This window comes from Salipiger mangrovisoli (assembly GCF_015223355.1).
GTDB lineage: Bacteria > Pseudomonadota > Alphaproteobacteria > Rhodobacterales > Rhodobacteraceae > Salipiger > Salipiger mangrovisoli.
The window spans coordinates 1-20,826 of sequence record NZ_JADFFK010000022.1 but is presented as its reverse complement, the minus strand read 5'-3'; the positions used below and the strand labels follow the sequence as shown (position 1 = coordinate 20,826).

Here is a 20,826-nt window from a genome sequence, read left to right as displayed (position 1 = left end):
ATAGGATACCTACTATTATATCCTGAGACGTGAGGATTCGTTGGGAGGAAACCATGAAATCACTTACCGCCGCGATGGTCGCGGCTTCGCTTGTCGTTGCGGCACCCGTTGCCGCGCAGGATGCGCTCAAAGTCGGTGCGATCTACATGGACGCGCAGGGCTTCTACGCCGGCGTCCGCAAAGGCATCCAGGACGCCGCAAGCGAGGCGCAGCGCGATCTCGAAATTATTGAGACCAACGCGCAGGGCGACGTCAGCAAGGAAAGCTCGTTCATCGACTCGCTGATTTCGGCCGGGGTCGAGGCGATCATCGTCTCGCCGGTGTCGGCGGACGGCTCGTACCGTTCGATCCGCCGCGCACATGACGCGGGCATCCCCGTTGTGTGTTATAACACCTGTCTGTCGGAAGCCGATCAGCAGGACTTCGTCTCGGCATATGCCGTTGGCGATCCCTATGAGTTCGGCGCGAAGTTGGGCGATGCTGCCGCGGATTACTTCATCGAGGCCGGCATCGAGGAGCCCAAGATCGCGGTGCTGAACTGCGAGTTCGTCGAAGTCTGCATCACCCGCCGCGAAGGTTTCGAGGCAGCGCTTGGCGAGAAGGTGCCCGGCTACCAGATCGTTGCCAACCAAGAGGGCGCGATCCTCGACAACGCCGTGTCGGTTGCCTCGACCATGCTGTCGTCGCTGGAGGACCTCGATGCGATCTTCGGCGAGGCTGGCGGCGCAACGCTCGGCGCGGCACGCGCAGTGCGCTCGCAGGGCCGGGTTGGTGATGTTGTCGTCTTTGGCGGTGACATGACCACCGAGATCGCCCGCGAGCTTGAGGATTTCGACGTCATCAAGGGCGTCGTCGACATCTCGGGGCAGGGCATGGGCCGGCTGGCTTTTGCCGAGGCCGTGAAGGCCATCGCAGGCGAGACCGACGGTGACATCCAGGCGCCGGCCGAGATCGAACTCTACAATACGTCGGAGGGCGGTGCGGCCTGGCTTCAGGCGCATCCCGACGGCATCCCCTGATCTTTGAGCTGCGGAGCCCGCCCCGCGCTGCCGGAGGAATTGGCGGGGGCGCGCTGAGCGCCCCTGCCGGGCGACCCACGCGGTCGCAGAGAGGAGAGCCCATGAAACACCCCATCCCCAAGGACCGTCCGGTCATCGCCAGGCTTGAGGGCTGCACCAAGCAGTATCCCGGCGTACTGGCGCTCGACAGCGCTGACTTCGAGCTGCGTGAAGGACAGGTCCGCGCGCTTCTGGGCAAGAACGGCGCGGGCAAGTCCACGCTGATCCGCCTTCTGACGGGCGCCGAAGAGCCAGATACCGGCATCGTCACAATCGATGACACACCGCTCTCCGCGAGTGGCGCGCAGCGGGCCGCCGAGGCTTATAGTCACGGCGTGCGGGTGGTCTATCAAGAGCTCAGCCTCGTGCCCGACATGTCGGTCGCCGAGAACCTCTTTCTTGGCCGCTGGCCCGGACGCGGCGGTATGATCGACATGCAGGCGCTGCACGAGGAGGCGCGGCACGCGCTCGACAGTCTCGGCCTCGACATCGATCCCCAACAACCCGTGTCGATCCTTTCGCCCGCCGAGCGCCAGCTGGTCGAGATCGCCCGCGTGCTGCCCGGCAAGCCGCGCATGGTCATCCTTGATGAGCCGACCTCTTCGCTGGCCGATGCGGAGGCGCGCAAGGTGCTTGCTGCTGTCGACCGCATCTCCGCCGCCGGGATTGCCGTGGTCTATGTGAGCCACCGGATGAACGAGATCCGCCAGATCGCCGACAGCGTCACCGTGATGCGCGACGGCCGGATCATCGAGACCGTCGACGTCGAGGGCGCCGACACGCAGGAGATTGTCCGCCTGATGCTGGGGGCCAGCGGCAAGGAGCACGACGCAGTGGTTCCAGCGCAACCGGGTCCGGAGATCCTGCGCGTTGACGCGCTGTCCGTGCAGCCCAAAATCGCCGACGTCGGCTTCTCGCTGCGCGCGGGCGAGGTGCTGGGCATCGCCGGGCTGCTCGGCTCGGGGCGCACCGAGATCCTCGAGGCGATCATGGGCGTGCGCCCGTCCTCTGGCGGCACCGTAAGCGTCGACGGCAAGCCCGTTTCCGGCCGCAGTTTCCGAAAGATGAAAGACCTTGGCTTCGGCTTTACCCCCGAGAGCCGCAAGGACGCAGGCATCGTGCCGCTGCTCGGGGTCGACGAGAACACCGTTGTCACCGACTGGAGCAGCGTGACCCGCAGCGGCGTACTGCAAGCGGGGCTGATCGCCGAGGCGACGCGCCGGGTAATCGAGCGTCTGCACGTCAAGACCGCCCGCACCGACAGCGCCATCTCGACCCTTTCGGGGGGCAACCAGCAGAAGGTGGTCATCGGCCGCTGGGTGCATGCCGGCAGCAGGGTGCTGCTGCTCGACGAGCCGACGCGCGGCGTCGATGTCGAGGCGAAGGCGCAAATCTATCAGATCGTCCGCGAGCTCGCCGCCGAGGGCAAGGCAGTGCTCTTTGTCTCCTCCGAGATCGAAGAGCTGCCGCTGGTCTGCGACCGAGTTCTGGTGCTGCGCGAAGGGCGCATCGCCGAGGAGATGACGGCCCCGGACATCCATCAGGACGCGATCTTTGCGGCCTGCCTGGCGTCCGACGCGGCCTGACTACCGGAGTTTCCAACATGACCGAAGCCACAACCAACCCGTCTGTAACCGGAGGCCGTTCCCCGATGTCCCGACTTGGCCAGCACATGAACGAGCTCAGCCTCTTCGCGGCGATCGTGCTTCTATACATCATCTTCGGCCTGACCGCCGATGGGTTCCTGTCGTTCTACAACCAGACCAACATCCTGCGCGACGCCGCCACCATCGGCATCGCCGCGTGGGCCGCGACGCTGATCATCATCGCTGGCGAGATCGACGTATCGACCGGGCCGATGGTCGCCTTCATCTCGGTGGTTCTAGCCTACCTGATCCAATGGGGCGTGCCGACCGTCGGCGCCTTCGTGCTGGCGATCGTGATCGGCGGGCTGCTGGGCTCTATAGCCGGGGCACTGCGCGCCTATTTCGACGTGCCGTCCTTCGTGGCGACGCTGGGGCTGTGGTCGGCGCTGCGCGGGCTGTCGCTCTACTTCACCGATGCGCTGCCGGTCTCGATCGGTCGCAATGACATCGTCGACATGCTTGACCGTCCGATCTTTGGCCTGCCGCCGGCGGCGATCATCATGATGGTCCTCTTCGCGGTCTTCTGGTTCGTCAGCAAGCGCACCGCCTTCGGCCGATCGGTCTTTGCGGTGGGCGGCAACGCGCAGGCGGCCTTCCTGTCGGGCATCAACGTGCGCCGCATCCGCGTCACTATCTTTGTGCTGGCTGGCATGATGGCGGCGATCTCGGGCATGCTGCTGCTTGCACGTCTTGGCTCGGGCAACGCGACCGCGGCCTCAGGGCTCGAGTTTGACGTGATCGCGGCGGTGGTCGTTGGCGGCACCGCGCTTTCGGGTGGCCGTGGCTCGATGCTGGGCACGTTGCTTGGGGTTCTGGTCATCACGCTGATCGGCAATGGGCTGATCCTGCTTGGCATCAACGCCTTCATCCAAGAAGTGGTGCGCGGCATCATCATCGTCGCGGCGGTTCTTGCCAACATCTATGCGATCAAGCGCGGCGCGGCGAAGAAGGGCTGACATGACCATCATCGCGCTTACCAATGGTGATCTGTCGGCGCGGGTTTCGACCCGCGGCGGCAGCATCCTCCGGCTCGACCAGGGCGAGGTGCCGCTGCTGCGGCCCGCAGCGGACAACGCGGCGGCGATCGACAGCGGCTGCTACCCGCTCGTTCCCTTCGGCAACCGCATCCGCGGCAACGGCTTCGACTTCGATGGCCGTCGCTTCACGCTGACCCCGAACACCGAATGGGACGCCCACTACCTGCACGGCGAGGGTTGGCTCTCGGAGTGGAGCGTGGAGCAGGCCAGCGACGATGCGGTGGTTCTGGCGCACGCCCATGAGGGTAGCGCGCTGCCCTACAGCTACCGCGCCGAGCAGAAATTCGCGCTGCGCGACGGCGGCTTCGAGATGCAGCTTTCGGTGACCAACACGGGAGCCCGCCCGATGCCTTTCGGCATTGGCTGGCATCCCTATTTCCCGATGACGCCACAGACGGAGCTGCAGACGCAGACCGGCGCCATGTGGTCGGAAGAAGAAGGCTGGCTTCCCGGCGCGCCCGGCCCGGTACCGGCGGATCTCGACTTTTCGCAGCCCGCGCCGCTGCCGCACCGCTGGGTGAACAACGGCTTCGAAGACTGGTCAGGGCAGGCCGTAATTCGCTGGCCTGAACGCAACGCCGCGCTGGAGATCGCCGCCGATCCGCTGTTCGACGCGATGTTCCTGTTCGTGTCGGACACGAGTTTCGACCCAAGCTACAAGCGCGACTTCTTCGCGCTCGAGCCGATGAGCCATCTCGCCGACGGGCACAACATGCCCGACCTTGGCGGTCTGCGGGTGCTGGAGCCCGGCGAGACCCTGGGCGGCGGCGTGGTGCTGACCCCACGGAGCCTGTGAGGACGGACTATGGCCAAGGCCTATGACTATATCATCGTCGGCGGTGGTTCCGCCGGTCTTGTGGCGGCTGCAGGGCTTGTCGACGCCGGGGCCGAGGTGCTGCTGCTGGAACGCGGCGGCGCCCGCACCAACCCGATCATGCATTTCCCGGCGGGCTACATGAAGTTCCTCGCCAAGGATACCTATCTCGCGATGCACCAGACCGAGCCGCAGCCGCAGCTCGACGGACGCGGGCCGATCGTGCCGCAGGGCAAGGTTCTGGGCGGCGGCAGCGCCGTCAACGCGATGGTCTATATGCGCGGCCAGCCGGGGGACTACGAGGATTGGAACGCAGCGCTGCGCGGTGCTGGCAACAGCGATCCGGGCTGGGGCTGGGACGCGCTGCTGCCGCATTACGTGGCGCAGGAGGACAACGACAGCCTCGGCGGCGCGGCGCATGGCACCTCGGGGCCGCTGAAGGTCTCGCATCTCGGTCACACCAGCGAGATGACCCGCGCCTACATGAAGACGCTGCAAGACATGGGCATTCCCTACACGCCCGATTTCAACGACGGCACGCTGCATGGTGTCGGCCTGATGCAGCATACTCTGGACTGGAAAACGCGGCGACGCTGCTCGGCGGATGACGCTTTCCTCAAACCGCGGCGAGGGGCGGCAAACCTGACGGTGATCACTGGCGCGCTGGTGGATAAGATCGTCTTCGAGGGCAGCCGAGCCGTCGGCGTCGCCTACCGCAGGGGCGGTGCGGCCCAGACCGCGCACGGGCGCGAGGTGCTTCTCGCCGCCGGGGCATATCAGACGCCGAAGCTGCTCATGCTCTCCGGCATCGGCGGCGAGGCAGCGCTGGAGCCGCATGGCATCGCCACCCGCTTCGCCCTGCCGGGCGTGGGCGAAAACCTGCAGGACCACTACGAATGTCCGGTCGTCGCCACCACCAACGGCGCTTATGGCTATTTCGGTCAGGACCGCGGGCTGAAGATGCTCAAGGCAGGGATTCAGTACCTGCTGTTCAAATCCGGTCCGGTGACCACCACCGGTGTCGAGACCTGCGCCTTCCTCGATCCGCGCGGCGACAATGCGCGGCCAACGATCCAGATGTTCTGCGTGCCCACGGTCTACCTCGACCGCGATGTCATGGGCGCGGATCCGGGCCACGGCGTCACCATCAACTCCCTGCTGCTGCGCCCGAAATCGCGCGGCCGCGTACGGCTGCGCTCGGCCGATCCCGACGCCATGCCGGTGGTCGACACGCAGATCTTTTCCGAGCAGGAGGATCTGGACCGCACCATCGAGGGGCTGCGCTTTGCCCGCACGATCCTTGACGCCACGCCGATGCGCGAGCTGATCGAGCGTGAGATTTTCCCCGGCGCCGAAGTCTCCTCTGACGAAGCTCTCGCGACGCATTGCCGGCGCACGGTGAAGACCGGCTACCACCCGGTCGGCACCGCTCGCATGGGCCATGACGCCGACCCGATGGCGGTGCTCGATGCCGACCTGCGGGTGCGCGGCACCGAGGGGCTGCGGGTGATCGACGCCTCGCTCATGCCCAATATCGTGTCGGGCAACACCAACGCGGCGGTGATGGCCTCTGCCTCGCGTGCCGTCGAACGCATCCTTGCAGCGCCCCAGCGGCGGAATACGGAACCAGCATGAAGATCACCGCTCTCAAGACCTTTATCGTGCCGCCGCGCTGGCTGTTTCTGAAGATCGAGACAGACGAGGGCATCTGCGGCTGGGGCGAGCCGGTGGTGGAGGGCAAGGCCCACACCGTCGAGACCTGCGTGCACGAGATGGCCGACTACCTGATCGGCCGCGACCCGGCCTTCATCGAGGACCATTGGCAGGCGCTCTATCGTGGCGGTTTCTACCGTGGCGGCCCGATCCTGATGAGCGCCATCGCCGGCATCGATCAGGCGCTCTGGGACATCAAGGGCAAGGCGCTCGGTCAGCCGGTGCACCAGCTTCTGGGCGGGCCGTGCCGCGACAGCATCAAGGTCTATTCGTGGATCGGCGGCGACCGCCCGGCGGATGTGGCGCAGAACGCCCGCGACGCGGTCGCCCGTGGCTTCACTGCGCTGAAGATGAACGGCGCCGAGGAGATGCAGATCGTCGACAGCTACGCCAAGGTTGACGAGATTGTCGCCAATGTCGCTGCCGTGCGCGAGGCGGTCGGCCCGCATGTGGGCATCGGCGTCGACTTTCATGGCCGGGTGCAGCGCCCCATGGCCAAGGTGCTGATCCGTGAGCTTGAACCCTTCCGGTTGATGTTCATCGAGGAGCCGCTGCTTTCGGATCAGCTCGAGAGCATTCCCGAGGTGGTCCGGGGGTCGTCGACCCCGATCGCGCTTGGCGAGCGGCTCTACTCGCGCTGGGATTTCAAGCGGGTGTTCGAGTCCCGCTGCGTCGACATCATCCAGCCCGATGTCAGCCATGCAGGTGGCATCACCGAGTGCCGCAAGATAGCAACAATGGCCGAGGCCTACGACGTGGCGCTGGCACCGCATTGCCCGCTGGGCCCAATCGCGCTGGCCGCCTGCCTGCAGATCGACGCGGTGAGCCACAACGCCTTCATTCAGGAACAGAGCCTCGGCATTCACTACAACTCGGGCAGCGATATACTCGACTACCTCGTCGATCCTTCGGTGTTCCAATACGAGGATGGCAGTGTCGCCATCCCACCAGGGTCGGGGCTGGGCGTGGACATCGACGAGGCAGCGGTGCAGCGTGCTGCCGAGATCGGTCACCGCTGGCGCAACCCATTGTGGCGCCATGCCGACGGCTCGGTTGCGGAATGGTAAGGAGGCCGGGACCATGACAGGCAGGCTCGACGGACGCAGGATTGTCATCACCGGCGCGGCACAGGGCATCGGCGAAGCCATTGCCCGCGCCTGCGCCCGTGAAGGTGCCTCGTTGTATCTTCTGGATCTCGACGCAGAGGGTGTGTCGGAGGTCGCCGCCACGCTGTCGGCAGAGCACAAGACGGCCCGGTTTGCCGCGGCAGAGCTCGATATCTCGCGTGGTGCCGACGTGGCGCGGGTGTTCGCGCAGGGTGCGGAGCAGATCGGCACTTTCGACGGGCTGGTCAACAATGCTGGCGTAAATGTCTTCCACGACCCGCTGGAAACCAGTGAGGACGAATGGCGGCGCTGCTTCGGGATCAACCTCGAAGGCGCGTGGAACTGCTGCCGCGCGGTGTTGCCCGGGATGATCAAGGGCGGTGGCGGTGCGATCGTCAACATCGCCTCGACCCATGCATTCACCATTATTCCGCACACATTTCCTTACCCGGTGGCGAAACACGCGCTGCTGGGGATGACCAAGTCGCTCGGGCTGGAATATGCAGACAAGGGCGTGCGGGTGAACGCAATCGCGCCGGGCTATGTCGCCACCCAGAAGGTGATCGACTGGTGGAACGCAGCGCCCGACCCGGAGGCCGCGCGGGCCGAGACCTTGGCCCTGCACCCCTCCGGTCGCATCGCCGAGCCCTCGGAAATCGCGAGCGCGGCGGTGTTCATGGTGTCGGACGAATGCCCCTTCATGAACGCCACTTGCCTGACCATCGACGGCGGCCTGAGCGTGCGCCAGCATGAGTAGTGGGATGTTAGTTTGACGCCGATGACTGAGTGACCATCGGTTAATAGAAAGGAATTAGGGAAGGGGTTAGCAACCTTGCGTCCAGCAAGCTTGCATCCGCGGCACCCAGAATAAGAAAGCTGCTGACCGCGCTTGGCAGTTCGAAAGACTGGTATTCGACCGCTGCTCCTCACGCCGGAGCGAGGATGAGGCGTAGCATTTCGGGAACTAGGTCATTGATGTAATATCTTCAGTTCACCCGGCCGATCAATTGGTCAGGGTTTCTGCATCTGGCTGGCTGCGGGCGCGGGCGAGGTCGCGCGCCGCCACATTGATCAGGTCGGACATCAACTTTCGCGACTGATCGGTTTGGCGCATGCGGATCGCTTCCAGAACGGCGCCGTGCTTTTCGAGCGTCGCGGAAAAGTTCTCGGAGGCTCGGGTCGTCATCCTGAAACTCATGCGGAGGGCAGAACCTGTAACCGCCCCGAAGTTGGCGAAAATATCGTTCTTGGAGGCGATTAGGATCGCGACATGGAAAGCCTCATCGGCATCGACCTTTTCTTCGAGGTCACCGTCGACACTGGCGCACATCCGGTCGTAGGCCGCCTGTATTCGTCCGAGGTCGGTACCGTCTGCCCGGCGTGCCGCCATTTCGGCCGCGGCCGGCTCTATGACCTGCCGTGCCTCGGTCAGAGACCGGATGAAACCCACATCGGGCGGCAGGGATTCCCGCCAAGCAAGAATGTCGCTGTCTAAGTGGTTCCATTGTTCCTGGGGCAGGACGACGGTGCCGATCCGCGGTCTGCTCTCGATCAGCCCCTTGCCGGCAAGCATCCTGACGCTTTCGCGCAGGGCAGTGCGGCTGACATCCATCTCCAAGCCAAGTTCCGCCTCCGTGGGTAGGCGGCTGCCGGGCGCGAATTCTCCTGAGAGTATGCGACGGGCCAGCGTACTGGTTACGATTTCCCGCTGTCGCGGCGATCCGGGTCGCAGCGCTCTCTGTCGGATGTCAGCCATGTTCACCTTAGCTCTTGTTAAGGCGGTATTCTGCCAGGAAGACCGCGAGAATTAGAAGGGTGCCCTTGGCAAGCATTTGGTAGAAGGTCGGAACTGCCGTCAGAATCATACCGTTGTTCAGAACACCGATGATAGCGACGCCCAAGAGTGCCCCAATTACTGTCCCGCGACCGCCCTGCATGGCGCATCCGCCAAGGAAGGCCGCGGTGATCGCCTCGAGTTCGAGCCCGTCGGAACCCGAGATCGGTTGTCCGGAACCGGTCCGCGCGGCAAGAAGGATGCCACCGACGCCCGCCATGACACCGGATACCACGTAGATGGCCACCCTATAACGCGGAATGTTAAGGCCGGAAAGGCGCGCGACGATCGGATTGCCGCCAATGGCATAGTAGTTCCGTCCGACAATGCTTTTGTGCATGAAGATGTAAAAGCCGATGGCAACTGCGACGAGAATCCACAGCGGCACGGGCAGGCCGATGATCCGCCCCGTTCCAATCCAGCGGAAGGAGTCGTTGAATATCGAGATGGACTGGCCATCGGACAGGATGAAGGCAATGCCGCGGAAGATCGCCATGGTGCCGAGCGTTACAATCACAGCGTTGATGCGCCCATAAGTCACCAAAATCCCATTCATCAGGCCAGCCAGCGCGCCAATGATGACACCGGCTAGGATGCCCATACCCGCAGCCTCGGTCGACTGGATAGTCATCGCGGTTGCCACCGTGGTCAGGCCAACAATCGATCCGACGGAAATGTCTAAGCCACCAGAGACGATGACCCCGGTCTGCGAGATCGCGAGTACCCCGAGGATGGCCACGCCCATGCCGATGTTGAGCAGATTTCGAGTGGAGAAGAAGACGTCGCCGCGCAGCGTTCCAAAGATCACCAATAGCCCGACCAAGGCGACCAGAAGGCTCAAGTTGTGGATGCCGATACGCTCGATTGTGCGGTGCATGGAGAATCCAGCCTTTTCGGGGGTTGCGGTCTGGGCGGTCATGCGCCGGCTCCTTCGTGTTTGAGGGCACCGTCAAAGGATTGCCCGTGGGGAATGGCCGCCTGCATAACGGCTTCCTCGGTTGCTTCACTGCGATCAAAATGTGCCCGGACCCGGCCGTCGGACATGACGAGCACCCGGTCCGAGAGGCCCAGAAGTTCCGGCATCTCGGAAGAGATGACGATTACGCCGAGACCCTGTTCGTCGGTCAGTTTGCGGATCAGGTCATAGATCTCGGACTTCGCGCCTACGTCTATGCCGCGGGTCGGTTCGTCCAGAATTAGAACCTTGAGATCGCACGCCAGCCAGCGCGTCAGGACAACCTTCTGCTGATTGCCGCCCGACAGCGAAGTGATCGGCGCGTCGAGCGATGCCGCTTTGAGCCGCATCTGACTGGAGATGCCGGATATCAGGTTCAAGGCTTTGGATCGGCTGAAGAAGCCGCCGTTTGAGACCTTCTGAGGTACGCAGAGTACCGCGTTTTCGAGGATCGTCTGCAAGAGCAGCAGCGCCTCGTCCTTGCGATCCTCTGGCGCGAACCCGATCCCGGCCGCGATCGCCCCTGCGGTGCTGCCTGAGGGCAACTCGATGCCGTCGATCAAGACGGTTCCGGACGTGCGGCGATGGAACCCGAAGATACCCTTGGCCAACTCGGACCGGCCGGCGCCGATCAGGCCGCCGATGCCGAGGACTTCGCCGCGCCGAAGCTCGAAGGACACGTCATGGACGTGCTCTGTCGTCATGCCCTGAACCTTAAGCACGACATCGCCGGTGGCGGGATCGCGATGCGGGAACATCTCAGACAGCGGTCGGCCCACCATCATGCGGGTGATCTGCTGTTCCGTCACGCCCTCGGCCGGAAGGTCGTCGACCAAGGTGCCGTCGCGAAGGACCACCACGCGGTCGGCAAGCGCGATAATTTCCGGTAGACGGTGTGAGATATAAATGATGCCGACGCCATCTGCCTTCAGCCGCCGGATGATCTTGAAAAGGCGGCGCGTCTCCTCCTCGGTTAGCGAGGATGTGGGCTCGTCGAAGGCAATCATCCGCCCCCCGGCTTGTACTGCGCGCATGATTTCGATCATCTGGCGCTGCGCCGGGCCGAGGCCGCTGCACAGCTGCCGCGGATGAAGCTCACTGGCCATGCCAAAGGTCTTCAGAAGCCTGGTCGTTTCGGTTAAGAGCGTCGACCAGTCGAGGAAGTACCGGCCACGGCGGGGCAAGGCACCGGCGAAAATGTTCTCTGCCACGGTGAGATCCGGTACGATCTCAGGTTCCTGGTGGATGACGCGGATCCCGGCGGCATGGGCCTCCTTCGGTTGGGAGAACCGCATTTCCTGCCCGTCAATGTAAATCCTGCCCCGTGTCGGAGCAAAGACACCTTCGAGCAGGCGCATCAGTGTTGATTTTCCTGCCCCGTTTTCGCCGACAAGCGCAAGGACTTGCCCAGCGTGAACGTCGATCGAGATATCCGTCAAGGCGCGGACCGGACCGAAATGCTTGGTCAGCGCTTCGGTCCTGAGAAATGGAGTGGACATTGTTTCCTCCCGTCCCTTTGGGTCGTGGCCGGGCAGCAATCACCGCCTGGCCACGTAGCTCAGTTGCAGAGTTGAGCCTGGTAGTCGCCGAAGTTGTCCATCGTGATGAACTCAGGGTCCGAGAATGTCTCTTTTGGCAGTTCGGTCCCGTCCTTGATGGCAGCGAGCAGGATGTTCACTGCATCGCGTCCATGGTTGGCGGAGTTGAGCCACATTGTGCCTTTATAGGCCGACGCGCGACCATTCCCGAAGGCGTCGCAGGCGCGGCTGCCGTCGATACCGATCCCGATGCCTGCGTCCGCCGGATAACTGGAATTCTCCATCGCGCGAGCTGCACCCAAAACGCCGTCGTCGTTGCAAGCATAGAAGATCCAGTTCTCGTACTGGGGATTGGCCGTTAGTGTCGTGGTCATGACGTCGATCGCGTTGACCATGGTGTTGTCGTAGGCCGCGCGGACGATTTGGTCCTCGGACAGGTCGGAGTTCTCCAAGAGTGCCTTCTCCGCGCCTCCGTTGCGCTGCATGCAGGTGTCGGCTTTGCGGTCCTCAATGGAGACGATGCCGACGGAGCTTTTGTCCCAGCCCGCGGCCTTGTAGAAGTTGGCCAGTTCCGCACCTACGCTTTCTCCAATAGCAAATGCGTTCAGGCCGACATAGGGGACGGGATTGCCGTTCTCGTCCTGGATGTCGTCATCGACGGCGACCAGCGGGATACCGGCTTGCGCCGCTCGGGCCGCAACGACCGGGCCGAGCGCTCGATCAGGCACGACAATGGCGATACCATCGACGCCGTCGCCGATCATGGTGTCGAGCGTGGTGATTGCCAGGTCAGCGTTGAACTGGACGTCCTGGCTAACGAATTCGGCACCGCCGGCCTTTGCGGCCTCACTTGCGCCCGCGACCTCGGCAACGAACCAGGGGTGGTCACCCATCTTATTGATGTAGCCGATTTTCAAATCTTGAGCTTGTGCCGCAAGCGGCAGCAGCAGCGCACCAATGGCGCTTGCGGCAGATGTCAGTTTCTTCATGGTTTCTCCTCCCATTTACCAAGTCAGTCGTGATAGATCGCGGAGCGCCCTCCATCGATCACAATGGTCTCCGCATTGATGAAAGGCGCTTCGTCCGAGGCCAGGAAGACGGCGGTCATGGCCACTTCTTCCGGTTGCCCGATGCGCCGGGGCGGGTGCAGATCCTCAGCCTTGCGACGTTCCGCGACCGGGTCCTCGAAATCGTTCCAGTAGGCCTGTGCGATCTTCGTATCGATGTAGCCGGGCGCGATGGCGTTCACCCGGATTCCTTCGGCGGCGTATTCGACCCCTAGAGACCGGGTCAGCCCGATCAGCCCGTGCTTTGCAACCGGGTACGGGAAGGTGTGTGGAATGATCTTGAAGCCGTGCGTGCTGGCGATATTGACGACTGCACCTTCGCGCCGGTCCCGCATGCCTGGAAGCACGGCCTCGATCATGGCCCAGCAGGCTTCCAAATCCAGTGCCATGCAGCGGGCCCATTCATTCCGCGGCATCTCGTGTGGGCGGTGGAAAACATTGGCCCCCGCATTGTTCACTAGAATATCGATGCGGCCGAACTTTTCCATTGCAGCTGCGACAGTTGCGTCGATGTCGCCTTGGTTGGTGACATCGCAACGACAGAACAGGCCAGAGAACTCCTCGGCGGTCGCTCGTCCCGTCGCCTCGTTGATGTCCGCGACAATCACTTGGGCGCCTTCATTTGCGAAGGCACGAGCTATCGCAGCGCCAATGCCCTGGCCAGCACCGGTTACGAGAGCGATTTTGTCATGAAGGCGTCCGGGCATACGTCTCACCAATCCACGACGGTGCCGTCGGCGAGGACCGCGTTGCGCGTGTGAAGGACTTCTTGCCGGAAGGGATGATCGGCAATTTCCTTCTCATTGACCTCGAGGCCTAGACCCGGCTTATCCGGTCGATCCCAACGTCCGGGGATCTTGTCGATGGGCCATTCAACAACGCTGTCGTACCAAGGCACGGCGCCCACCATCTCTTCCTGAATGATATGGTTCGGGGTCGAGATGCCAAAGTGCAGCGCGGCGATCCCTGCGATCGGGCCAAGCGGGTTGTGGGGAGCCACGCCGATCCCGGCGGTTTCGCACATTGCCGCAATTTTCTTTGTTTCCCAGAGCCCGCCAGCATGCACGATATCAGGTTGGGCGATGTGGAAAGCGCCGGCTTTCAGCGCCGCATCGAACCCAGCGCGACCCACAATCCGCTCGCCTGCGGCGATCGTAATCGGAGAGGTCCTTGTGAGCTCCGCCAGTGCATCAAGGTTTTCCGGCGGCACCGGCTCTTCCGCGAAGAGGATCCGAGATGGCTCCAGAACCTTGAGGAATTCACGCGCTAGAGAGGCCGAGGCCGGTCTGCCGTGGAAGTCCACCATGATGTCAATGTCAGGGCCCACCGCGGAGCGCAGGGCATCCATGGATTCTCCGACTTGGTCGATAGCCCGGTTTGGGGCGATGTAATGGGTGTAGGGGATCGATACGACTTTTACCGCGCCGTAGCCGGCCTGGACAACCGCACGTCCGCGTTCGGCCAACTCGTCTGCACCGGTTTCGTAGACCGAGTTCATGTTGCCCATGCCGAGGTGAGTGTAGGTCCTCAGGTGGTCACGTACCTGACCGCCAAGAAGGCGCCACACCGGTGTGTCGAGGGACTTCCCCAGGATGTCCCAAAGCGCGATTTCGATGCCGCTTATCGCGGACATGCCAATGACGCCCATCCGCCAGAAGCCGTGTCGCGTCATGATCTGGTAGCACTGCTCGATGTCGCGAGGGTCCTGCCCGACCAACAAGGGCTGGATGTCTTCTATGGCTCCGACGACGGCCCTTGTCTTCCATTCCAATGTCGCCTCGCCCCAGCCGATGAGGCCGGGTACGTCGGTTTCGACGCGAACGAATACCCAGTTGCGCATCTCGGCATTGCATACGACAGCCGAAATCTTGGTTATATGCACTACGAATCCTCCCTTATTGTAGTATGATTAATGACCGCAAAAATTTAATCAAGAGAGATGAAACGCGCTCAGGCTCGGGATGAATTGCCGTGCTCAGCGTGGCTGGCAACGGTCCTGACCACGAGATTGCTGGGTCCGCGTCCCTTTGGGGCCTCGTCGGTCTGAGATTCAGACTGACGAATCCGTCAGATTCGTGTGGACGGTGCAGCTTCCACCTTAAGATTGTTTCGTAGACCCAGAAGAGATGCAGAAAGACGGCAATGGGGCGGGCCAGAGCAACCATCGTCCAGTCGCGCCCGCGGCATCTGGCAACACGGGATGGCTATGTCCGGAGTGTATTGCTGCGCCGCCGGTTCAACGTGACCGTGGCCGCCTGGCACAAGGCAACCCTGAGGTTCTCATCTCCGGCCTAGGCGATGCCGCCTGTGACATCTCGCTCCTCAGATGGCTGTGAGAAGGTATCCGGCCACCCCAGGGCCTTAACCTCTTCGATGACCGAAAGTGCGATGATCGCGCAGGACGCCGTTTGGAGAACCCTTAGGTAGGTGGCGTCAATTATCAGGGTCTTCTTCTAGCCGTACTCAGCAGCCAGTTCCGCCATAGTCTTTGCGCAGAAGCGACTTTCATGTGACTCGATGTTGACAACCCGGTGTTGCGGCATGCGTTGCGCGCCAGCTTCACGAAGGGACTGAATTGGGTCTTCACGGGGATCTCCCTCGGGTGACCCGGGCCCCCGCCGTCGGGCGGGGGGTCACTTTTCATGGGACTTTCAAGCATTCTGCCCTAAGCCCTTGGTTGTCGGATCAGTTCTGGTTGGACTTCCCGACAACAGCCATAAGTAGGGCGAAACGCTCAGAGATACTGGCGATCTCAAGGTACTCGTCCCTGCTGTGCGCGGCGCCACCGACTGGTCCAACACCGTCGACGGTCGGAATTCCCAAGGCGGCCGTGAAGTTCCCGTCGGATCCTCCCCCGGTATGCTGCCATCCTATCGTCATCCCCAACCCGAGAGCAGCCTCGTCGAAAACTGTGGCGAGGTCTCGATTGGCTTCGGAGGCAGGCATGGGCGGGCGGGTCATTCCTCCGCTCACATCGACGGTCACACCTGCGGTAGAGGGGCTGGACTGCAACTCGTCGATCCGGCGACGAACCGCGTCTGCCTGCTCTTGCGTGGAGATCCGCACATCCAGCTCTGCTCGCGCCGCGTCGGCCACGGCATTCACCGAGGTTCCACCTTCAATGAGACCGACATTGAGATTTATGCCCTGATCGAAGTCGGTCAGCTTGTGCAACTCGAGGGTCCAATGGGCGAGTTCGTTGATTGCGCTGGCCCCGTTTTGCGGGTCGACCCCTGAATGGGCGGCCTTGCCGTTGAAGGTGAACGTATACCGGCATGATCCCTTACGGGCGATAACAAGATCGCCATTGGCTCGTGCGGGCTCGAGCACAAGGGCTCGGCGAGTGCGTCTGGCCAGGTCCTCGATCCAGCTGCGGGCATGACGCGAGCCGATTTCCTCGTGACTGTTCACGGCAACGCAGATCGAAGGCGGCACCTTTCCGGCGGTATGGTAGGCTCGCGCGAGGTAGAGCGCGAAGAGCGCCCCGGACTTCATGTCCATCACCCCGGGACCGTAGGCGCGCCCGTCCTTCGTCGAAAATGGGCGCTCGGCCACTGTCCCTATGGGGAAGACGGTGTCCGCGTGTGCCAGAAGAAGGTAGTCGATCGTGTCGCCGCATCCGGGGCTGAAGACCTCGAGGCAGGGCGCGAGATCGTCATGGACATGGACCTCGCGGCTGGACCAGCCGAGCTTGGCGAACTCCGCGGCGAAGAACGCGGAGACCTTGCAGACGCCCTCGCGATCATAGCTGCCGCTGTCGATGTTCACCAGGAATTCCAGGTCCGAGAGGTAGCTTGTCAGGTCAAACCCGAAAGTGTTCATTGGGTGTCCCTTTCGTGAATTGGCGATACGCTGCCCCCGGGTATCGGGGGCAGCGCTGCTCGTCAGGTGAAGATCACTGCGCTGAGCATCACGGCGACGATGCCGCCTGCGAGGGGGATGGCGCCGCGGCGCACGATCTCCATCGGGCTGCATTGCCCCGCGTCACTGACGGCGATGATCACACCTGCCACCGGGGACAGGGAGCGGCCCAGGCCCGCGATGAGCTGCATGGGCAGCAGCATCAGCACGGGCGATGCGCCCAGGCCGCCGGCAAGGGCCGGTGCCATGTGGCCGAAGGAGAAGAACGCCGCGTTGCCGGAACCGGTCACGATGGTGACGAGAATCACTAGGATGCACATCAGGACCGTCATCGCCGTGAGGCCGAAGCCAGCACCTTGAGCTAGATCGATCATGAAACCGACCATGCCGATGGTTGTCAGGCCTGCTGCGAAGACTTCGGCGCAGACAACGAGCGAGACAATGCGCGAGAACATGCCCCCCATGCCATCGAAGAAGGCCATGAAATCCTTAGAGACCTGGCGCGGATCACCTTTGCGGAAGAACTCGCAGACAAGGCCGAGGAGCGCACCGATGAACATGGCGGTCACCACGCTGACGCTGATCCAGCTGACAAGCAGCTTGGAGAAGATCAGGATGAAGGTCAGCGGCACCAGCGGGAGCATCGCGTAGAATGCGGGCACGTCGACCTTCTCGGCTGTGCTTGCATTGGCGTTTGCCTCTTGCTCCGCCACATGGCCCGCGCGCTTGTCGAAATACCGTGCGGTGAAATAGGTGAGGATAGCTATCACGGGGATCGTCACGAGGGCTGTTGGGACCTGATACTGGCTGAAGTAGATGGCCACATCGAGGTCAGCGGTCGTGGCCGCGAGGTTTGCGTTGGCGGAGCCAGGACCGAGGTCGAGCACCGAGGTCATGCCGATCATCGTCGCGGCTGCCGCAGGGCTCACGCCAAGCCGAACCAGGGTCGGGAAGAATGTGCCCAGCAGCAGCATCGCAAGACCCGAGGCGGAGGGAATGAAAATGTTGAGGACCTGTCCGACGACATAGCCCAAGGCGAGGACGAGATAGGGTGCCTTCAGCCGCCCCAGCGGACGGATCGCCATGTTCACCATCGCGTCGGTAGCGCCGATATGGTTCATGTACTTCGCGAAGCCGCCCGCTGACATGATGATCAGGCCAAGGCCTGCGATGCGGCCAGCGAGGTTGTCGCTGAAGTAGTCGAAGATATCGAGGAGCGAGAGGCCGGTAGACTCGGACTTTTTGTAGAGGATCGAAGTTTCCGGCTGCACGACCAGCGTCAAGGCGAGCAACAGCATACCCGCCAGAAGCAGGACTGTGTGAGCTTGAAATTTCTTGATGATGAGCCAAGCGGCCGCAAGCGTCACCGCCAGGCCAATGATGAACCCGAGCATATTTTCTTCCTGTCGTTGTGAATCCGACCCTGTTCGGCGGGCCTTGCGCAGCGCAACGGGAGTCGCGCGCTGTCCAGATTCTGTGGTCAGGAAGCCCTAGCAGACTAAAAGCATGACATTTATGCATATATTTTATGGTAGAATCGAATTATCTGATGGATGAGCTATGAACCTTCGCGCCTTGCACGCCTTCTCTGCGGTCATAAGTGAGGGCTCCGTGACCGGGGCAGCCAGAGCTATGAACCTGAGCCAGCCGGCTGTCAGTCGTCTGATTTCAGTTCTGGAAGCTGAGCTGAAATTGAAGCTGTTCCGAAGGAAGGGTCGTAGCCTGAGCCTGACAGATCATGGTCAGGAGTTTGCACGTGAGGCAGGTCGAATCTTGGCAGGAGTCCGCGAGCTCCCTGCGATTGCGGAAGAAATTCGGAACCGTCGGAGCAAGATCTTCAGGGTCGTCAGCATGCCGCGCACCTCGCTGTCCGTCGTCGCGCCAGCTATTGCGCGTTTCTCGGAGGCGCATCCTGACGTCAAGGTGTCGCTGGATGTGAGGTCGCGGCGCGAGCTCGAGAGCTGGATCGCGGGGCGAGAATACGACATGAGTTTCGGGAATGTCCCGATCAGCGTTGCAACGGCGACCAGCGTGCCGCTTGCGCGCGCGGCGCTTGAGGTTTTGATGCCGGTAGGACACCCCTTGGCAGCGAAGGGCGAGGTCACACTACAGGATCTGACCAGCTACGTGCTAATCCAGAACCACCCCGGTCAGATGCTGCGGCGGCAGACGGATGTGCTTTTTGATACTCAGGGCATTCGGATCGAACATGAAATACTTGCCACAACCTCAGGCATGGCGCAGCAACTTGTCGCCGAAGGAGCAGGACTGACGATCCTGGATAGGTTATCCACCTTCGCTACAGACGATCGCGTTGTGACTAGTAGGCCTCTGCTCCCACAAACTTGGGTCAAATTCGGTATCATCCGTCACCGCGATGACGAGTCAAATCCGTTGGTCGATCTTCTCACCGAATTCCTGAGAAACAGGATACTTGAGTGCGCGCGATTGTGCGCCACCTCCGGCTCGATTGTCTCTATCGAGCCGGGGGACTGAGATTCCCAATGGCATGCCTTAATGCGCGGCGACACGATGCGCAGATGTTTGCCGCAGCAGCCGGAGATGGTTTAGATGATGGAAAGGCCGAGCCCGTTTCCCTGAGCGGTGCTGCCTCGCGAGAGCTTCGCCGGCGGGCCGCTGGCGCTGCTGAAGACCGGCGACATCGTGCGGCTCGACCTGCCCAACCGCAGCCTCGACATGCTGGTCGACTAGGAAGAGATCGCCCGCCGCAAGGCCGCATGGACGCCGCCGGAGCCGCGCTTCGAGCGGGGCTGGGGCTACATGTTCTCCCGGCACGTCACCCAGGCCGACAAGGGCTGCGACTTCGACTACCTCGAACGCGACTTCGGCCGTGCCGCCGGTGAGCCCGAAATTTTCTGAAGTGACCATGAACAGACTCGTGCTCTACAAGCTCCGCGCCTTCGCCACGAGCGAGGGACGCCTCCACGGATACCAGCTCACCGGACCCGATCAGACTGGCCGCGACGGCGAGGTGCGGGCCATGGCCGTCGCTTGCACCGGCAAGGTCGATGCCAGGCTGATGGATCGCTTCTCCGCTCTGGAAATCACCGCGAAGTTCGGCCTCGGCTACCACAGCATCGACGTGGCCGCGGCGTAGGCGCGCGGGATCGTGGTGACCAACACGCCCGACGTGCTGACCGAAGAGGTTGCCGACTTTGCGCTCGGCCTGCTGATCGCCACGTCGCGGCAGCTGCCGCAGGCCGCTGCCTACCTGCGCGCCGGGCACTGCCCGCAAAACCCTATCCGCTGACCTTCTCGCTGCGGGGTGGAGGATCGGCCCGCTCGGGCTCGGCCGGATCGGGCAGGCGATTGCCGAGAGGATCACCGCGATGAAGCTCGAGGTCGCCTATTGCACCCGCAGGCCGCGCGATCTGCCCTTTGCCCACTAGCCCGATGCGCTGGCGCTTGCCGAGGTCTGCGACGCGCTGGTGGTGATCGTGCCGGGCGGCGCCGAGACCGCGGGCCTCATCGATGCAAAGGTGATCGAGGCGCTGGGGCCGCAGGGCGTCCTGGTCAACGTCGTGCGCGGGTCCGTGGTGGATGAAGCCGCGCTCATCGCGGCGCTGTCGACGGGCAAACCCGGCGCGGCTGGGCTGGCTGTGTTCGAATACGAGCCGCAGGTGCCGCAGGCGCTGATCGAGCTGCAGAACACGGTGTTGCTGCCGCATGTGGGCTCGGCAACCGAAGTCACCCGCGGGGCGATGGGCGACCGGGTTCTGGACAGCCTCGATGCCTGGTTCAGCGGCGGCAAGGTTCCGGATCAGGTCACCTGAGACGTCCGGGCACTGGAGGCGAAAGCGCTCGCATCGATGCTGTGGGCGCGTCTGCTTCGGGGGCAGGAAGACGGCTCAGCGACCCGCCTTCGCGCGCCAGTCCTGGAAGAGCGGCCCGTATTTCTCTTCGTTGACACGCGGGTAGAGCCCGATGATCGGCTCGCCGCCTTGACCTGCTCAATCTCCTCGACGTGTGTCGTTCGCTCATGGTGCCATCCTCCCGTGAGTGAACCTAACGCGCGCGTCCGAACAGACTTTCGTAGATGCAGCTGAGCGCTGTCCTGCCGCAAAGCACCTCAGGCCCCTTTGTGTCAGGGGATAGAGTATCCTTGACAAGTGCCATCCTGTATAACAGGTTTGTCGCACATCATGAGGGCGCCGCGCGCCCCTGTGCCGGATCAGG

The 20,826-nt window shown here is 62.8% G+C and carries 19 protein-coding genes and 1 pseudogene; 12 read left to right on the top strand and 8 right to left on the bottom strand.

What is annotated here, in order from left to right; genetic code table 11:
• The first annotated feature begins 53 nt into the window (after positions 1–53).
• From IQ782_RS23305 to IQ782_RS23275, 7 genes are all read left to right on the top strand, one after another.
• The gene (locus IQ782_RS23305) at positions 54–1,019 is read left to right on the top strand and encodes a substrate-binding domain-containing protein (protein WP_194137077.1); all 966 of its coding nucleotides are present in this window, start codon (positions 54–56) and stop codon (positions 1,017–1,019) included.
• Between the two features lie 101 nt (positions 1,020–1,120).
• A complete protein-coding gene (locus IQ782_RS23300; protein ID WP_194137076.1) occupies positions 1,121–2,644 on the top strand; it encodes a sugar ABC transporter ATP-binding protein in 1,524 nt (507 codons plus the stop codon).
• Between the two features lie 17 nt (positions 2,645–2,661).
• The gene (locus IQ782_RS23295) at positions 2,662–3,660 is read left to right on the top strand and encodes an ABC transporter permease (protein WP_194137075.1); all 999 of its coding nucleotides are present in this window, start codon (positions 2,662–2,664) and stop codon (positions 3,658–3,660) included.
• Position 3,661: 1 nt separating this feature from the next.
• The gene (locus IQ782_RS23290; RefSeq protein ID WP_194137074.1) at positions 3,662–4,537 is read left to right on the top strand and encodes an aldose 1-epimerase; all 876 of its coding nucleotides are present in this window, start codon (positions 3,662–3,664) and stop codon (positions 4,535–4,537) included.
• A 9-nt stretch (positions 4,538–4,546) separates the two neighbouring features.
• Positions 4,547–6,190 carry a GMC family oxidoreductase gene (locus tag IQ782_RS23285; protein ID WP_194137073.1) on the top strand — a complete coding sequence of 548 codons (1,644 nt, stop codon included), beginning with the start codon at positions 4,547–4,549 and terminating at the stop codon, positions 6,188–6,190.
• Entirely contained in the window at positions 6,187–7,335 is a 1,149-nt protein-coding gene (dgoD, locus tag IQ782_RS23280) for a galactonate dehydratase (protein ID WP_194137072.1), read from the top strand. The genes IQ782_RS23285 and dgoD (IQ782_RS23280) overlap by 4 nt, the downstream gene beginning before the upstream one ends.
• A 13-nt stretch (positions 7,336–7,348) precedes the next feature.
• Positions 7,349–8,131: an SDR family oxidoreductase gene (locus IQ782_RS23275; protein WP_194137071.1), complete on the top strand. Its 783-nt coding sequence runs from the start codon at positions 7,349–7,351 to the stop codon at positions 8,129–8,131.
• Positions 8,132–8,377: 246 nt separating this feature from the next.
• Here IQ782_RS23275 and IQ782_RS23270 read toward each other — a convergent pair whose 3' ends face one another.
• From IQ782_RS23270 to dcuC, 8 genes are all read right to left on the bottom strand, one after another.
• Positions 8,378–9,130 (bottom strand): FadR/GntR family transcriptional regulator, encoded by a 753-nt coding sequence (locus IQ782_RS23270; protein ID WP_194137070.1) that lies wholly within the window; start codon positions 9,128–9,130, stop codon positions 8,378–8,380.
• Positions 9,131–9,137: 7 nt separating this feature from the next.
• Positions 9,138–10,127, bottom strand: coding sequence for an ABC transporter permease (locus IQ782_RS23265; RefSeq protein WP_194137069.1), 990 nt, complete (start codon positions 10,125–10,127; stop codon positions 9,138–9,140).
• Entirely contained in the window at positions 10,124–11,662 is a 1,539-nt protein-coding gene (locus tag IQ782_RS23260; protein ID WP_194137068.1) for a sugar ABC transporter ATP-binding protein, read from the bottom strand. Before IQ782_RS23260 ends, IQ782_RS23265 begins: the two co-directional genes overlap by 4 nt.
• Before the next feature lie 59 nt (positions 11,663–11,721).
• A complete protein-coding gene (locus IQ782_RS23255) occupies positions 11,722–12,690 on the bottom strand; it encodes a substrate-binding domain-containing protein (protein ID WP_194137067.1) in 969 nt (322 codons plus the stop codon).
• Between the two features lie 23 nt (positions 12,691–12,713).
• A complete protein-coding gene (locus IQ782_RS23250; RefSeq protein ID WP_194137066.1) occupies positions 12,714–13,475 on the bottom strand; it encodes an SDR family oxidoreductase in 762 nt (253 codons plus the stop codon).
• Positions 13,476–13,480: 5 nt separating this feature from the next.
• Positions 13,481–14,608: a galactonate dehydratase gene (gene dgoD / locus IQ782_RS23245; RefSeq protein WP_240989516.1), complete on the bottom strand. Its 1,128-nt coding sequence runs from the start codon at positions 14,606–14,608 to the stop codon at positions 13,481–13,483.
• A gap of 845 nt (positions 14,609–15,453) precedes the next feature.
• Positions 15,454–16,590: a M20 family metallopeptidase gene (locus IQ782_RS23240; protein WP_194137064.1), complete on the bottom strand. Its 1,137-nt coding sequence runs from the start codon at positions 16,588–16,590 to the stop codon at positions 15,454–15,456.
• 62 nt (positions 16,591–16,652) lie between these two features.
• Positions 16,653–18,023, bottom strand: a complete 1,371-nt coding sequence (dcuC, locus tag IQ782_RS23235) for a C4-dicarboxylate transporter DcuC (RefSeq protein WP_194137063.1) — start codon at positions 18,021–18,023, stop codon at positions 16,653–16,655.
• A gap of 166 nt (positions 18,024–18,189) precedes the next feature.
• On the opposite strand from dcuC, the gene IQ782_RS23230 reads away from it, so the two are divergent.
• The 5 genes and pseudogenes from IQ782_RS23230 (at position 18,190) to IQ782_RS29950 (ending at position 20,423) form a co-directional block, all read left to right on the top strand.
• Positions 18,190–19,125: a LysR family transcriptional regulator gene (locus IQ782_RS23230; protein ID WP_194137062.1), complete on the top strand. Its 936-nt coding sequence runs from the start codon at positions 18,190–18,192 to the stop codon at positions 19,123–19,125.
• 108 nt (positions 19,126–19,233) lie between these two features.
• The gene (locus IQ782_RS30345) at positions 19,234–19,341 is read left to right on the top strand and encodes a dihydroxy-acid dehydratase domain-containing protein (protein ID WP_338092638.1); all 108 of its coding nucleotides are present in this window, start codon (positions 19,234–19,236) and stop codon (positions 19,339–19,341) included.
• A 175-nt stretch (positions 19,342–19,516) separates the two neighbouring features.
• The gene (locus IQ782_RS29960) at positions 19,517–19,747 is read left to right on the top strand and encodes a hypothetical protein (protein WP_240989515.1); all 231 of its coding nucleotides are present in this window, start codon (positions 19,517–19,519) and stop codon (positions 19,745–19,747) included.
• Between the two features lie 15 nt (positions 19,748–19,762).
• Complete coding sequence (locus IQ782_RS29955; protein WP_240989514.1) at positions 19,763–19,900, top strand: hypothetical protein; 138 nt, start codon at positions 19,763–19,765, stop codon at positions 19,898–19,900.
• Positions 19,854–20,423: pseudogene (locus IQ782_RS29950) on the top strand (NAD(P)-dependent oxidoreductase). The gene IQ782_RS29955 and the pseudogene IQ782_RS29950 overlap by 47 nt, the downstream one beginning before the upstream one ends.
• Positions 20,424–20,826 lie beyond the last annotated feature (403 nt).